Origin of the sequence: Comamonas sp. SY3, from assembly GCF_041730275.1 — a bacterium.
Taxonomy (GTDB): Bacteria; Pseudomonadota; Gammaproteobacteria; order Burkholderiales; family Burkholderiaceae_C; genus Comamonas; species Comamonas sediminis.
The window spans coordinates 26,331-41,135 of record NZ_JBGTYN010000020.1 but is presented as its reverse complement, the minus strand read 5'-3'; the positions used below and the strand labels follow the sequence as shown (position 1 = coordinate 41,135).

The window sequence follows — 14,805 nt, the reverse complement described above, 5'->3', positions numbered from 1 at the left end:
TTACTCCATCTTCTTCCAAAAATCGGCACGTTCGTAGTGCTGCTTGACGAAATCGATCCACAAGCGCACCCGCAGCGGCAGGTGCTTGCGCTGCTGGAACATCACATAAATGCCATTGGGAGGTGCGGCAAAGTCCTCCAGCACCTCCACCAGGCGGCCGGCGGCGATCTCCGCCTCGACCTCCCAGGTACTGCGCCAGGCAATGCCCCAGCCTTGCTGGCACCAGTCATGTAATACCTGGCCGTCCGAGCAATCGAGCGGCCCGCCGGGCTTGAGGTAGACCACCTCGCTGCCGCCCGCCGCAGCCGGCATGCGAAAAGCCCATCCCCGCGTCTGCGAGGCCTCGCTCGACAGGGTCAGGCAGTCATGCTGGTTCAGTTCGCTGGGGTGGCGGGGAATGCCACGGCGGCGCAGGTACTCCGGGGTCGCCACGCACAGGCGCCGGTTGTCCGCCACGCGCACGCTCACCAGCGACGAGTCGGGCAGATCGCCCACGCGGATCGCGCAGTCATAGCCCTCGCCGGCCAGGTCCACCAGCCGGTCGCTCAGGTTCAGCGAGATCGTGACCTCGGGATGGCGCGCATGGTAGAGCGGCAGCAGCGGCGCGACATGGCGCCGCCCAAAGCCGGCTGGCGCGGTCACGCGCAGATGCCCGGTGGCCTTGATGCCGCCGGCGCTGACGCTGGCCTCGACACTGGCCAGCTCGGCCAGCAGCCGCTGGCAGTCTTCGAGAAAGGCCGCGCCCTCGTAGGTCAAGGTCAGCTTGCGGGTGGTGCGCACGAGCAGCTTGACGCCCAGGCGCTCCTCCAGCGCATCGAGCCGGCGGCCCATGATGGCCGGGGCCACGCCTTCGGCCTTGGCAGCCGCCGTGAGGCTGCCGCGCGAGGCGATGGCGACAAATGATTCGAGCTGCTTGAGGCGATCCATACCAGAACACAGAAAATATGCAAAGCCTGCCGGCCCGCGCTTGAGCGACGCGCTGGCTGGGCCACCGCCTATTATCATCGGGGCTCCGGCCTGGCGGGCGCATGAAAGCGCACATCCCGCTGCGACATCATTGACAGCCGCTCTTTTCCTGCGCCCCCGCTCCTATGCCGCTTGCTTCAACGCCGCCTTCCAGCACCCCGTCCAGCGCCGACACCCTCTGGTATGCCCCGGCGCAGCTGCTGCGCCTGTTTGGCAGCAGCCCGGTGGCGATGGCGTACTGGGGGCGCGACCAGCGCCTGCGCCTGGCCTCGCCGCAATGGTGCGAATGGTTTGGCGTGCCCAGCACCGGCATCGCAGGCCAGCTGCTGGGCGAGGCGCTGCCCCCCGCCTTTGCACTGCAGCACCAGGAGGCCCTGCAGGCTGCCGCGCAAGGCCAGCGCCAGCAGTTCGACACGTGCAAGACCGATGCCCATGGCCAGCTCGCCTGGCGCCGTGTCAGTCTTTCGCCCCACCTCTGGCCTGGGTCTGCAGGCAGCAAAAGCGCCCAGGGCGTGCTGATGCTGATGCAGGACTGCAGCGCTGAATACGCCAATGCGGCGCAGGCCGATGCGCTGCGCGCTCAGCTGGCCGCGCTGTCATCCACCAATCCCGAACGCAGCGAAGAGAAGGGCGAGTTGCTGAAAATGCGCACCTTGCTGGACTGGCGCACCGCGATGCTGGCCGAGCACAGCGAGATGCTGCAGCTGCTGTCGCATGAGATCCGCCAGCCGCTGAACAATGCCTCGGCCGCGATGCAGGCTACCATGTCCGCCATTGCCGACCTGCAACTGGCCCAGACCACGCCGGCCACCAAGGCCCTGCTGCGCGCCGAACATGTGCTGCAGCAGGTCATCGGCACCCTGGACAACACCCTGGCTGCCGGCACCATCCTGGCCGTCGGCGGGCGTGCCGGCGCATCCTCCGATACCGATCTGCCCACCCTGGTCAACCTGGTGCTGCACGATATCGCCGCCGATGCCCGTCCCCGCATCCAGGTGGTCTGGGACGCCGAGGCACGCACCGTACAGCTGCACCCGGCGCTGATGCGGCTGACCATTCGCAACCTGCTCAACAACGCGCTCAACTACGCCCCTGCAGACAGCCCGGTGCTGCTGCGCCTGGCCGATTCGGACGACCCGCTGGCGCTGATCATCGAGGTGATCGACGAAGGCCCGGGCATTCCCGATAGCCTGCGTCCCCGCCTGTTCGAAAAGGGTACGCGTGGCAGTGACCATCGCCACCGCGCCGGCGCCGGCCTGGGGCTGTTCATCGTGCGCTCGGTGGTGCAATTGCACCAGGGCACCGTCCAGGCCTTGCCGCGCCAGCCAAACGGCACCATCATGCGCATGGAGTTGCCCCAAGGGCTGGACGACTAGCCAGCACAGCGATGACCGCAACACCCTGCCCCTGCTGAAGTTGGTTCTCGCTTCCCAGGCCTTTACACCGACAGTATTCTTTCAACCGATACACCATGCTTCCCGCCACGCTCGCCCTGGTCGACGACGACCCCGAATACAGCGAATTTCTGGCCCAGCACCTGCGCAACCAGGGCGTCCAGGTGCAGGTCTACAACGACAGCAGCGACCTGCTGGCCGACATCGAGCCCTACCGCTTCGACTTCTATGTGCTGGATTTGATGCTGCCCGGCGTCAATGGCACCGAGCTGCTGCGCATTCTGCGCAAGCGCAGCCAGGCGGGTGTGCTGATCGTCTCGGGCCGGCTGGGCCCCGAAGTGTTTGGCGAAGTCATCCATGCCGGCGCCGACATGTACCTGACCAAGCCGGTGACTTTCGAGCAGGTGGAGCTGGCCGTGCGCGCCGTGCACCGCCGCATCATGACCACCGCCCAGGTGGCAACGGCCTGGAAGCTCGACAGCCACCGCAGCATCCTGATGACGCCCGATGGCCAGAGCGTCGAGCTGAGCCCCACCGACCTGATGCTGATGCAGTGCTTTCTCAAGGCCCAGGGCGCCGTCGTCGGCCGGGACCAGATCCGGGAGCTGCTGGGCTATCCGACGGCGAGCGACTCCGACAACAGTCTGCATGCCACGATCTACCGCCTGCGCCGCCGCATCGAAAAGGCCACGCCGCTGGCCGTGCCGCTGCAGTCGCAGCAGAAAGTGGGCTACCAGTTCCGCGCGCCGCTGGTGTCCGCCTGACACACCGCAACACGACGGCCAGCATCGGCTTCGCTGGAATACGCACGAAAAAAAGCGGGCCCATCAGGCCCGCCCGGTGATCGCGGCAACGCGCAATCACATGCTCATGTTCGATTCCACATCCGCCACCTTGCGGCGCGCCAGCGCCAGGTTGGAGCGGGATTTGTCCAGCACGTAATAGACGAAGATGCCGGACAGCCGCTGAGAGGGGCGAATGATGTGGTACTGCTTGCCCAGGGTGATGAGGATGTCGTCGATGTTGTCGTTCAGACCCAGGGCCTTCATCGTCTTCATCTTCGCGCGCACCACTTCGGTGTTGCCGGCCGCTGCCAGCTCCATGTCCACGCCAGTGCCTACGCTGCCCAGCATCATGCCGCTGCTGTAGTCCACCACAGCAGCGCACAGGGCGCCGTCCATCGACATCAAATCGTTCAAGCTGTCGTTCAGATTTGCCATAACCACTCCAATCTATGTGATCTAGATCAACCACTGCTACCTTATAAAGGTATAGATGATTCTAATAAGTCACTTCTGATTCGAGCAATCATCCGCTGTGCACCGCTGTCACGGATGCCGTAGTCCCAGCGCAGGCCTGTGCTAATTAGATAGCAGCAGCCCTTGGACTGGCTTGCATCCATCCGCAAAACAGCGCCTGGGAACCGCAAGCAGGATTCGTAACAAACCGTGTGTTATTTGCGACGGCCTGCAGTCAACGCAGGCCCCGCGCCCGTGGAGAGGGCCGTGGGAGCCATCTGCAAGCTTATCGGCACCCGGAGCTGGCAATGGCGCCAGCCCGCCATTACATGGTGATGCCGGCTTCGACGTCGGTGACCTTGCGGCGTGCCAATGCCAGATTGGCGCGCTTGTTGTCGAGCACGTAGTACACGAAGATGCCAGCCAGGCGCGAGCAGGGGCGAATGATGTGGTATTGCTTGCCCAAGGTGATGAGGATGTCGTCAATGTTCTCATTGAGGCCCAGCGCCTTGATGGTCTTCATCTTGGCACGCACCACTTCGGTGTTGCCGGCAGCCGCCAGCTCCATGTCCACGCCGGTGCCGGCGCTCGCCAGCATCATGCCGCTGTTGTAGTCCACCACGGCTGCACACAGCGCGCCTTCCAGAGACATCAGATCATTCAAGCTGTCGGTCAAGTTCGCCATGAAACACACTCCTGAAAAAGACGAAGGCGCGTGGGAAATTACCGCCTTTCGATAAAAATGATTGTATCTGATCATTTCTGACGTGCATCAATCTTTGTGCGCATTTTCTGACGGCCTGCTACTTTTCGGCAACAACTGTGCTAATGGACGCTGAGCGCCAGGATGCCCGCCCGCGCAGACCACCCCAAGCCCCGCCCACACCATCTGAGACATAAATAAAGCGGATCATTTCATGCAATCCATCAAAGCTTTGGGCCGGACACGGCGGTAGCAGTGTTCGATTACATCCAAAAAAGTCATATATCAAAGTGTTTTTAATGGATTGATTGCGCTATGGGGTATGGAATAAAGTGTGCTGATGCTGCCCGAGGGCCTTGCGCTCCTGAGGCGACTGCAGTTGATATGTATTGAAAGGTAGACACCATGACTGAACGCACCACCGTCCACGGCCTGCAAGTGGCCCAGACTCTGTATGACTTTGTGAACACCCAGGTGCTGCCAGGCACCGGCGTGGAGCCCGCTGCGTTCTGGCAAGGTTTCGATGCCATCGTCTCCGACCTGGCGCCCAAGAACGCCGCGCTGCTGGCCGAGCGTGACCGCCTGCAGACCGAGCTGGACCACTGGCACAAGGCCCACCCCGGCCCGATCACCGACATGCCGGCCTACCGCCAGTTTCTGACCCAGATCGGCTACCTGGTCGAACAGCCCCAGGACGTGAAGGCCAGCACTGAGAACGTGGACTCCGAGCTGGCCGTGCAAGCCGGCCCCCAGCTGGTGGTGCCCATTCTCAATGCCCGCTACGCGCTCAATGCAGCCAACGCCCGCTGGGGCTCGCTGTACGACGCGCTCTATGGCACCGATGTGATCAGCGAAGACGGTGGCGCAGAAAAGGGCAAGGGCTACAACCCTGTGCGCGGCGCCAAGGTCGTCGCCTATGCGCGCCAGTTCCTCGACCAGGCCGCGCCACTGGCCCGGGGCTCGCATGCCGATGCCACCGGCTACACCGTTGAAGGCGGCCAACTGGCCGTCTCTCTCAAGGACGGCAGCAAGACGGGCCTGCAGGATGCTGCCAAGTTTGTCGGCTACCAAGGCGATGCGGCAGCGCCCCAGTCGGTGCTGCTGAAGAACCATGGCCTGCATATCGACATCATCATCAACAAGGCCACCCCCATTGGCAGCAGCGACGCCGCCGGCGTCTCTGACGTGGTTGTCGAAGCTGCGCTGTCGACCATTCTGGACCTGGAAGACTCCGTTGCAGCCGTGGATGCCGAAGACAAGGTCAACGGCTATGCCAACTGGCTGGGCATTCTCAAAGGCACCTTGACCGAGTCCTTCGACAAAGGCGGCAAGACAGTGACCCGTGGCCTTAACGCCGACCGCGAATACAAGGCGGCCAACGGCGACAGCCTCAAGCTCCATGGCCGCTCGCTGATGTTCCTGCGCAATGTCGGCCACCTGATGACCAACCCGGCCATCCTCTGGGGTGCAGACAAGCAAGAGATTCCTGAAGGCATCATGGACGCGGTGGTGACCACCGCCATTGCGATGCACGATCTGCAGGGCAAGGGTGCGCACGGCATCCGCAACAGCCGCACCGGCAGTGTCTACATCGTCAAGCCCAAGATGCACGGCCCCGCCGAAGCAGCCTTTGCCGATGAGCTGTTCGGCCGCGTCGAGCAGATGCTGGGCCTGCCCGCCAACACCGTCAAGCTGGGCATCATGGACGAAGAGCGCCGCACCACGGTGAACCTGAAGGCCGCGATTGCTGCAGCGCCTGCGCGCGTGGCGTTCATCAATACCGGCTTCCTGGACCGCACTGGCGACGAAATGCATACCGCGATGTACGCCGGCCCGATGGTGCGCAAGGCCGACATGAAAACCTGCGCCTGGCTGCCCGCCTACGAAAAGAGCAATGTGCTGGTGGGCCTGACGATGGGCCTGCGCGGCCGCGCCCAGATCGGCAAGGGCATGTGGGCCATGCCTGATCTGATGAAGGCCATGCTGGAGCAGAAGATTGCCCAGCCCAAGGCCGGCGCCAACACCGCCTGGGTGCCCTCGCCCACCGGCGCCACCCTGCATGCACTGCACTACCACCAGGTCAATGTGGCCGAGGTGCAAAAGGAGCTGGAAAAGACCAGCGCCGACGCCGAGCGCGACAACCTGCTCAATGCCATCCTGCAGGTGCCCGTGGCCGCCAACCCGAACTGGAGCGATGCCGAGAAGCAGCAGGAAGTGGACAACAACGTGCAGGGCATCCTCGGCTATGTGGTGCGCTGGATCGACCAGGGCGTGGGCTGCTCCAAGGTGCCTGACATCCACAACGTGGGCCTGATGGAAGACCGCGCCACCTTGCGCATCTCCAGCCAGCACATCGCCAACTGGCTGCAGCACGGCATCGTGACCGAGGCGATGGTGCGCGACAGCTTCGCCCGCATGGCCCAGGTCGTCGATGGCCAGAACGCTGGCGATGCGGCTTACAAGAGCCTGGTGGCCAACCCCCAAGGCGCGGCCTTCCAGGCCGCACTGGACCTGGTGTTCAAGGGCAAGGAGCAACCCTCGGGCTACACCGAGCCGCTGCTGCACGCCTGGCGCCTGAAGGTCAAGGCCGGTGCCTGAGCGGTCACCTGGCCGGGGCAGGGCTGCGTGCCCTGCCCTCGGTCACTAATCAGGGTAAATACTAGGAGCAGCCCAGGTGGCTGCTTTTTTTATAGCGCCTAAGCTAATCCTCTTCAGAGCCTGCCCGGTTTGGGCAGGCTTTTTTACTTATTCGTAAAAACAAAGCTCAAAAGTAAAGCAAGTTGCCAATTTGCAGATCTTTGTAAAGAAACCTTGGAAGGATCGACTCAGTCTATGAGCCTATATGTAATCTGGTTGTTACGACCATATTGATTTTCTATAGGCATCATCTAAAAATCAAATTCATCTGCTACTAAATATTTCTTGTGTCATGAAATATTCATGATTCACCCGGTTTCAACTCGTCATTTCTGCGCGCCCGACTGCAGTTAAAAACACGCCTTAGCAAGTTTTCGTCTATCGGCAAGGAGTAACTGACCATGGGCCATCAATCCATTACACGCACTGCGCAGGCATGGATCCGCGCACTGGCACCGCAGCGGCATCTGCTGCTGTGCGTGGGCTGGGGGCTGAGCGCCTCGGTATTCGCCCAGAACAACCAGCAGGTGGTGGTCAATGGCGGCATCGTCAATATCTCCGGCCCGGCAGCCCATGCGGTGATGAATATCTCGTCCAACAAGAACATCACCCATATCCGCGGCAACAACCAGGTGACCTCGGTCAATGGCGTGGTCGCGAACATGGCCAGTTTCGGGGCCTATAGCGAATTGAATATTGCGTCGCGCAACGGCGGCGTCGGCAGCGGCAGCCAGGTCGTCTCGGTCGGCGGGCCTGTGGTCAACCAGGCCACCGGCACTGGCATGCGCAGCGTAGTGAACATTGGCGGGCGGTAGCAGGGCGCCATGCGACCGCACGCCGGTGAACGGTTCGGTTTCTCCGCCACGGGGAGCTGACTGCAGAGGTGCATACCCAAGAAGTGCACCATATTCTTTCAGTAACGAGGAGATTTTTATGAAGAAGTTTTTAGCAGTTCTGGTTTCGGTTTCCGCTATGGCCATGTCTGCGCAAGCGGAAGTGAAGATCAAGGGCAACAATGACCAGAAGGTCACCGTGAAAAACGGCGCAGTCGCCAATATGGCGATTGGCGCTGGTGCCACCGCCAAGCAGAATCTGGCCTCCAACAAGGGCAACGTCAATATCGGCGGCAATAACAAGCAGGAAGTCTCGGTCACCAACGGTGCTGTCGCCAATATGGCCATCGGCGCGATGACCAAGGCCGAGCAAAATCTGGCGTCCAACGACGGCAAGTAATCCCCCTTTCCCACCTGCTGGCCACCGCATGCGCCCAAAGCCATACGCTGGTCAGCCCCTCAAAAAAAAGATCCTCTGCAGAGCCTTTGCCCCGGGAATGGATGCGGCCGCGTCCCCACCCTGGCAGAACGTTGTGCAGAGGGTCCCTCAAGGAGACTGCGCATGAAAGCCAGCTATGTCGGGGCCTGTGTCCTGGCCCTGTTATGCGCCGCCGCGCAGGCGCAGCAAAAACCGCCCGCCGGCCGCAGCGGCCTCGATCCGGCCTCGCGCAACAAGGTGAGCAACGCGATGGCCCGCAACTACCTGACGGAGCAGGATTCGCGATCGGCGATCGAGCGAGAAATGGTCACCGGCCCTTCGGGCAAGAACTGCAACACCAATGTGGGTGCCGCCCCGCAGATCCAGGAAGGCACTGCCGGGATCGGAAACCGGTATGGCGCAGGCAACGCCGACCAGGTCACCGTCGTGCGGGGCTCCGTGATCAACATCTGCAAATAAACACGAATAAACACGATGGCAGCCACGCCGGAGCTCCGGGCTCAGGCACATGCACTGCGGGGCCAGGGAGCCCGGCAGGGCGCTGGCCGCAGCGGCAGCAGCGCTGCGGATGCAGCTCCACCATCGCCATAAAGAATAAACACCATGCATCTTTCATCGATTCGCCGCCTGGCTGTGGCGCCTTGCGTGCTGGCCTTGTCGGCCTGCAGCATCCAGCCTACGCTGTCCGACCGCAAGGACATCATTGAAAAGGGCATCACCGAACAAGCGCCGCTGGTCACCCCGACCAAATCCGCATCGGCGATGCGCGAGGGCCTGGCCTGCATGGACCGCATGCTCGCGGCCGAGCAGGTGCCCTCGACGCTGGTGGCGGTCAAGAGCATCCCGGACCCGTCGGGCCTGTTCTCCACCGGCACCAAGGAGATGGTAATCACTGCGCTGTCGCGCATGTCGCGCACCAGCCAGGCGTTCCGGGTGGTGGACTACGAAGTCGATGCGCTCAAGCAGGACACCGTGCAGACGATGACCAGCCTGCTGCTCAACAACGGCCAGATCGAGCTGCGCAAGCCGCAGATCTATGTCTCGGGCGCCATCAGCTTTGGCGACAAGACGGTGGTCTCCAAGCGCAGCAGCCTGGGGGTCTCCACCGCCAATACCGACACCGGCTACAGCTGGGATCTGCTGGGCACCGTGGTGGGGCTGGATCTGCATCTGGGCGACATGAACTCCCGCACGCTCTACCCGGGTCTGGACTCGGCCAACGAGCTGGTCGTCGCCACCGGCGGCCGCTCGGTCGAGATCGGCGGCCGCGCCACCGGCCTGCCCAAGCACATCTACCGCCTGGGCGTGCAGTACGAAGTCGCCGCCGACGTGAACCAGGGCGCAGGCGCAGCGGTGCGCCTGCTGGTCGATCTGGCCACCATCGAGCTGGTGGGCAAATGGGCCAAGGTACCGTACTGGGAATGCATCGACTACGAGCAGAACCATCCCGAGTTCAAGCGCCAGATGCGCACCTGGTTCGATGAACAGGGCCCGGCAGACCGCATCAACCTGGCCCAGCGCGTGCTGCGGGCCGAAGGCGCCTGGAACGGCCCCATCGATGGCAACGACTCCACCGCACTGCGCAATGCGCTGGCGCTCTACCAGGCCTCGCTGGACCTGACCCCTGTGGGCACCGTCAACTTTGAGACCTACATGGGCCTGCTGCGCCTGTATGCCGGCATGTCGGCCGATGACAAGATCGCCTCCAGCTACTCGCCGCAAAGCGATGAACTCAAGCCGCGCCCCCACGGCCTGCCCGACAACGAGCCGACCAGCGATGCGCTGACCCTGTCGCTGCTCGGCCACAAGGAATTGGCATCGCAGCTGCCCATCGGCACCTCGGTGGTGCTGCGCGTGGCGCCCGCCCGCACCGGCTTCCTCTACTGCTACTACCAGGATGCCGCCCAGGTGGTCACCCAGGTCTATCCCAATCCGCAGCAGCAGGCCGTGGTGGCCCAGGGCCGCATCGGGCTGATGGTGCCCGATGTATCGCAGGCCAACTCCTTTCTGATCGAGACCGCCCGCCCCGGTGTGGAGCAGGTGTACTGCGCACAGACGGTCAAACCGCTGACTGGCCGCGTGCCGGTGGCCCTCACCCAGGCCCAGCTCGCGCCGATCGAGGGCGTGACCAGCATCGAGGCGGTGCAGCAGCAGATTGCCGCACAGACCGGTGTCATCGCGCAGTCGCAGCTGCGCTGGGAAGTCGAAGGCCCCGTGGCTGCCGTCGCCACCCCGCCCGCCGCCGCACGCAGCGGCAAGAAGCCATGAGCCGCCTTGCAGCCACCGGCCGCCGTGCCGGACTCGTGGCGCTGACCGGCAGCCTGCTGCTGCATGCCTGCGCCAGCTGGGCAGCGATTGTGCTGCCCTCGGCAGGTGCTGGCGATGCCGGCACGGCCGCCAGCAGCAGCGCTGCACCAGCAGCGCCTGCGGCGCCGGGCTCATCGATACGCGTGCCTGCCCCGCGCAGTGATGCCAGCCTGCAGGCGCTGCGCAGGCAGGCGCAGGAAGGCGAGGTCAGCGCCCAGTTCGAGCTGGGCATGTACTACTACCACAATGCCGGTCTGCCCCAAGCCGGTGCGCAGGCCCGCCAATGGCTGGGCCAGGCCGCAGCACAAGGCGATGCACGCGCGATGGCCGCGCTGGGCTACATGCTGGGTACGGGCACCGGCGGTGTGCGCGATGTACCCGCTGGCCGCCAATGGCTGCAGCGCGCGGCCGATGCGCGCCTGGCGAAAGCCACCTACCTGCTGTCCCTGGTCGAGCGCCGGGTGACCGGCCCCAGGGCCATGCAGCAGTCGCGCCTGCTGTTGGAACAGGCTGCGCGCGATGGCGATGCCATGGCGCTCAACGACCTGGCCGTCGAGCGCGAGCTCGAAGGGCGCATGAACGAAGCCAAGGAGCTGTACGCCCAGGCGCAGGCCGGCGGCAGCCAGACGGCAGCACAGAACCTGGCCCGCATCGCCAGCTACCAGCGCGCCAGCACCTCCGAGCAATTGGGTCGCCTGCGTGCGCGCGCCGATGAAGGCAATGCCAATGCGCTGCTGGAGCTGGCCTACCGCTACCACCTGGGGCGCGGCGTGCAGCGCAATTTCGCCACCGCGATCCAGTACTACCGGCGCGCCGCCGATGCAGGCTCTCCCAAGGCGCGCGAGTTTCTGGCGCTGATCTTCAGCCGCAGCAACGAGAAGCAGCCGGTGATTGACGAAGCCTGGATGCAGGAGCTGGCCGCACGCATCAACGCCGTCGCCCTGCAGGTCGAGGAAAAGCACCCCAGCGCGCCGCCTGATCGCCCCCAGCGCGTGGCCGACCCGCTGGCGCAGCTGAGCCAGCAGCCCTTTGCCTGGCCAGAGCCGCCCGCTGCCGATGGTGATGCGGCGACGGATACCAACACACCGCCGCTCTCGCAGGAGCAGGCGTTGCCGAACGAGGAGCGTCCCGCTCCCGGGCATGCCCAAGGCATGCAGCCCTCCAACCTGAGTCACAACGCGCCGCTCACCGAGTAGCGCAAGAAAGGACAAGCATGCAACAAACCAACATCAAGCAGGCCCTGGCCGTGCTGACCCTGGGCCTGGCCGCTGGCGGCGTCTGGGCGCAAGGCGCCGTCATCTCCGCCCCCGGCGTCGATGTGCGTGGCGGCAGCCAGGGCGCCTCGGTCACCGTCAACGGTGCCGTCGTCAATGCGGCCTCGGGCCGTGGCGCCGTGGCCGAGACGAATATCCCCGGCCGCAGCAGCACCGTGCACGGTGGTGCCGGCGGCGCAGCCGTCGTCGTCGAAGGCCAGGGCAAGTCCTCCACCACGGTGCGCAGCCAAAAGCGCAGCGGCGGCGGCAGCAACCAGGCCCATGTGAACGCCAACATGTCGGGCTCCAACCTGCCCCAGGCCAACTTTGCCGGCCACAGCTTCACCAATGTGGACCTGTCCAACTCCAACCTGCAGGGCGCCAACTTCCAGGGCGCCGAGCTGGTCAATGTCAGCCTGGACAACTCCAACCTGGCCGGCGCCAACCTGAGCGGCGCCACCCTGGTCAATGTGTCGATGGACGGCGCGCTGACCACCGGCGCGATCTGGACCAACGGCCAGCGCCGCTAAGTACGCATTCGCCAACCCTTCAAGCCCCCAGGCCGCTGGCCAGCCACTACCATGCGCGCATGGAGCACATACAACCCATTCGCCCTGGTGGCTGGTTGCCCGGCCTGTTGGGCTGGGCGCTGCTGGCCGGTTGCGCCAGCCAGGCACCGCAAAGCCCGGCCCCGGCCAGCGCCGCGATGGACCGGTCAACGATGTCGCTGGCCGAGGCACCCGATGTGCTGCTGCTGGGCGAGCAGCATGATGCCGCCGCGCACCAGCAGTGGCAGCGGGCCACGGTAGCGCATTGGGCTGCAAGACAGCAATTGGCCGCCGTGGTGCTGGAGATGGCCGACGCCGGCCACAGCACCCAGGGCCTGGCCCCCAGTGCCAGCGACGCGCAGGTGCAACAGGCGCTGGCCTGGAATGACAAGGGCTGGCCTTGGCGCCACTATGGCCCGGTGGTGATGTCGGCCGTGCAGGCAGGGGTGCCCGTGTTGGGCGGCAACCTGCCACGCGCGCAGATGCGCGAGGTGATGCAGCAAACCCGCTGGGACAGCCACCTGCCCGCGGCGGCATGGCAGCGCCAGCTTGACGCGATGGCCGATGGCCACTGCGGCCTGCTGCCTAACCACCAGTTGGCCCCGATGGCGCGCATCCAGCTGGCCAAGGACGAAAGCATGGCCAGCACCGCCACGGCCCAGTTGCAGCCGGGCAAGACCGTGCTGCTGATCGCCGGTCGCGGCCATGTGCTGCGCAGCACCGGCATCCCCACCTGGCTGCCTGCGGGCACCCGTTCGGTCGTGGCGATTGGCCAGGCGGGCAACCAGGCCCAGGCCGATGCGGCGGACCGCGACTGGGTGCACAGCACCCCGGCGCTGCCGGCCGAGGACCACTGCGCCGCGCTGCGCGAGAAGTGGAAGCAGTAAGCGCGTCAGGTCACCGGGGCGGGATTGAACAGCACCAGCGCATTGTGCAGCTGCCATTGCTCGGCCCAGGTCTTCCTGCGGCCACTGGCCACCTCCAGCATCAGGCGGAACATCTCCCAGCCCATCTCCTCGATGGTCGCTTCGCCATCGGCAATGCGCCCGGCGTTCACATCCATCAGGTCATGCCAGCGGCGCGCCAGATCGCTGCGCGTGGCCACCTTGATCACCGGCACCTGCGCCAGCCCATACGGCGTGCCGCGCCCGGTGGTGAACACATGCAGGTTCATGCCGGCGGCCAATTGCAAGGTGCCGCAGATGAAGTCGCTCGCGGGCGTGGCCGCGTAGACCAGGCCGCGCTGGATACCGCGCTCGGCCAGCCGTTGGCCGGGTGACAGCACGCCGGTGATCGGCGCGGTGCCGCTCTTGATGATCGAGCCCATCGCCTTTTCCACGATGTTGGACAGGCCGCCTTTCTTGTTGCCCGGCGTGGTGTTGGCGCTGCGGTCCACCTTGCCCTTGTCCAGGTAGGCGTCGTACCAGGCCATCTCGTCGATCATGGCCTGCGCCACCTCGGGGCTGGAGGCGCGGGAGGTCAGCTGGTCAATGCCATCGCGCACCTCGGTCACTTCGCTGAACATCACCGTGGCACCGGCGCGCACCAGCAGATCGGTGCAAAAGCCGACGGCCGGGTTGGCGGTGACACCGCTGAACGCATCGCTGCCGCCGCATTGCACGCCCACCACCAGGGCACTGGCCGGCACGGTCTCGCGCTGGCGCTGGTTCAGCCGCGCCAGGTGTGCCTCGGCCCGGGTCATGATCGATGCAACCATCGACATAAAACCCACATGGGCCTCGTCCTGCAGGCAGACCACATCGAGCTCGGGCGCGCGCTCGTCGGTGATCGGGAAGGATCCCGGCGGCAGCAGGCGCTCGGGCTGCAGCTTTTCGCAGCCCAGGCTCACGACCATCACCTCGCCACCAAAGTTCGGGTTGTGGCTGATGTTGCGCAGGGTGCGCTGCGGTATGTCGGCACCCACCGCATCAATGGCCACGCCGCAGCCATAGCTGTGCTCCAGCCCGACGACATCGTCGACCTGCGGGTAGCGCGGCAGCAGCTCGGCCTTGATGCGGCGCACCGCAAAATCCAGCACGCCGGCCACGCACTGCACCGTGGTGGTGATGGCCAGGATATTGCGCGTGCCCACCGTGCCATCGGCATTGCGGTAGCCCTCGAAGGTATAGCCCTCCAGCGGCGGCAGATCGGGCGCCGGCACGGTGGCGATCGGCAGGCCTTCGAGCGAGCGGGCCTCGGGCATCTGCAGCAGGCGCTCATGCACCCAGCTGCCCGCCGCGATGGCCTGGCGCGCATAGCCGATGACCACGTTGTAGCGGCGCACAGCCGCGCCCTGCGCAATGTCCACCAAGGCCACCTTGTGGGCCTGCGGCACCTGCTCGGCCAGGCGCAGGCCCGAAGGCAACACCGTGCCGGCGGGCAGACCGCCGTCATTGGCAATGATCGCGACGTTGTCCGCCGCATGCATGGAAATCGAAAGGGGGGTCGTTCTGGCTTGTGTCATATCCAATACTCTCTGGCGCGGTG

Annotated in this window: 14 protein-coding genes; 10 read left to right on the top strand and 4 right to left on the bottom strand. The window is 64.8% G+C overall.

Going from position 1 to position 14,805, the window contains the following annotated elements:
• A complete protein-coding gene (locus ACCQ08_RS20215) occupies positions 1 to 927 on the bottom strand; it encodes a LysR family transcriptional regulator (protein ID WP_239810447.1) in 927 nt (308 codons plus the stop codon).
• Positions 928 to 1,091: 164 nt separating this feature from the next.
• On the opposite strand from ACCQ08_RS20215, the gene ACCQ08_RS20210 reads away from it, so the two are divergent.
• Entirely contained in the window at positions 1,092 to 2,342 is a 1,251-nt protein-coding gene (locus ACCQ08_RS20210; RefSeq protein ID WP_373450806.1) for an ATP-binding protein, read from the top strand.
• Positions 2,343 to 2,437: 95 nt separating this feature from the next.
• On the top strand, positions 2,438 to 3,124 hold the full coding sequence (locus tag ACCQ08_RS20205; RefSeq protein WP_239810445.1) for a response regulator transcription factor: 687 nt from the start codon (positions 2,438 to 2,440) through the stop codon (positions 3,122 to 3,124).
• A gap of 96 nt (positions 3,125 to 3,220) precedes the next feature.
• Here ACCQ08_RS20205 and ACCQ08_RS20200 read toward each other — a convergent pair whose 3' ends face one another.
• Positions 3,221 to 3,580: a hypothetical protein gene (locus ACCQ08_RS20200; protein ID WP_239810444.1), complete on the bottom strand. Its 360-nt coding sequence runs from the start codon at positions 3,578 to 3,580 to the stop codon at positions 3,221 to 3,223.
• 343 nt (positions 3,581 to 3,923) lie between these two features.
• Positions 3,924 to 4,283: a hypothetical protein gene (locus ACCQ08_RS20195; RefSeq protein WP_239810443.1), complete on the bottom strand. Its 360-nt coding sequence runs from the start codon at positions 4,281 to 4,283 to the stop codon at positions 3,924 to 3,926.
• A 423-nt stretch (positions 4,284 to 4,706) separates the two neighbouring features.
• On the opposite strand from ACCQ08_RS20195, the gene ACCQ08_RS20190 reads away from it, so the two are divergent.
• From ACCQ08_RS20190 to ACCQ08_RS20155, 8 genes are all read left to right on the top strand, one after another.
• A complete protein-coding gene (locus ACCQ08_RS20190) occupies positions 4,707 to 6,899 on the top strand; it encodes a malate synthase G (RefSeq protein WP_313331716.1) in 2,193 nt (730 codons plus the stop codon).
• Positions 6,900 to 7,339: 440 nt separating this feature from the next.
• The gene (locus ACCQ08_RS20185) at positions 7,340 to 7,753 is read left to right on the top strand and encodes a hypothetical protein (RefSeq protein WP_373450805.1); all 414 of its coding nucleotides are present in this window, start codon (positions 7,340 to 7,342) and stop codon (positions 7,751 to 7,753) included.
• 163 nt (positions 7,754 to 7,916) lie between these two features.
• Positions 7,917 to 8,171 carry a hypothetical protein gene (locus ACCQ08_RS20180; RefSeq protein WP_312459767.1) on the top strand — a complete coding sequence of 85 codons (255 nt, stop codon included), beginning with the start codon at positions 7,917 to 7,919 and terminating at the stop codon, positions 8,169 to 8,171.
• A 162-nt stretch (positions 8,172 to 8,333) separates the two neighbouring features.
• Positions 8,334 to 8,669: a hypothetical protein gene (locus ACCQ08_RS20175; protein WP_239810439.1), complete on the top strand. Its 336-nt coding sequence runs from the start codon at positions 8,334 to 8,336 to the stop codon at positions 8,667 to 8,669.
• A 144-nt stretch (positions 8,670 to 8,813) separates the two neighbouring features.
• Positions 8,814 to 10,478, top strand: a complete 1,665-nt coding sequence (locus tag ACCQ08_RS20170; protein ID WP_313331710.1) for a DUF4384 domain-containing protein — start codon at positions 8,814 to 8,816, stop codon at positions 10,476 to 10,478.
• On the top strand, positions 10,475 to 11,713 hold the full coding sequence (locus ACCQ08_RS20165) for a tetratricopeptide repeat protein (RefSeq protein WP_373450804.1): 1,239 nt from the start codon (positions 10,475 to 10,477) through the stop codon (positions 11,711 to 11,713). The genes ACCQ08_RS20170 and ACCQ08_RS20165 overlap by 4 nt, the downstream gene beginning before the upstream one ends.
• Positions 11,714 to 11,730: 17 nt before the next feature.
• On the top strand, positions 11,731 to 12,300 hold the full coding sequence (locus ACCQ08_RS20160; RefSeq protein ID WP_239810436.1) for a pentapeptide repeat-containing protein: 570 nt from the start codon (positions 11,731 to 11,733) through the stop codon (positions 12,298 to 12,300).
• Positions 12,301 to 12,359: 59 nt separating this feature from the next.
• Positions 12,360 to 13,205 (top strand): ChaN family lipoprotein, encoded by an 846-nt coding sequence (locus ACCQ08_RS20155; protein WP_373450803.1) that lies wholly within the window; start codon positions 12,360 to 12,362, stop codon positions 13,203 to 13,205.
• A gap of 5 nt (positions 13,206 to 13,210) precedes the next feature.
• Here the strand turns inward: ACCQ08_RS20155 and garD are convergent, their stop codons facing one another.
• Positions 13,211 to 14,782 carry a galactarate dehydratase gene (garD, locus tag ACCQ08_RS20150; RefSeq protein ID WP_373450802.1) on the bottom strand — a complete coding sequence of 524 codons (1,572 nt, stop codon included), beginning with the start codon at positions 14,780 to 14,782 and terminating at the stop codon, positions 13,211 to 13,213.
• Positions 14,783 to 14,805: the final 23 nt, after the last annotated feature.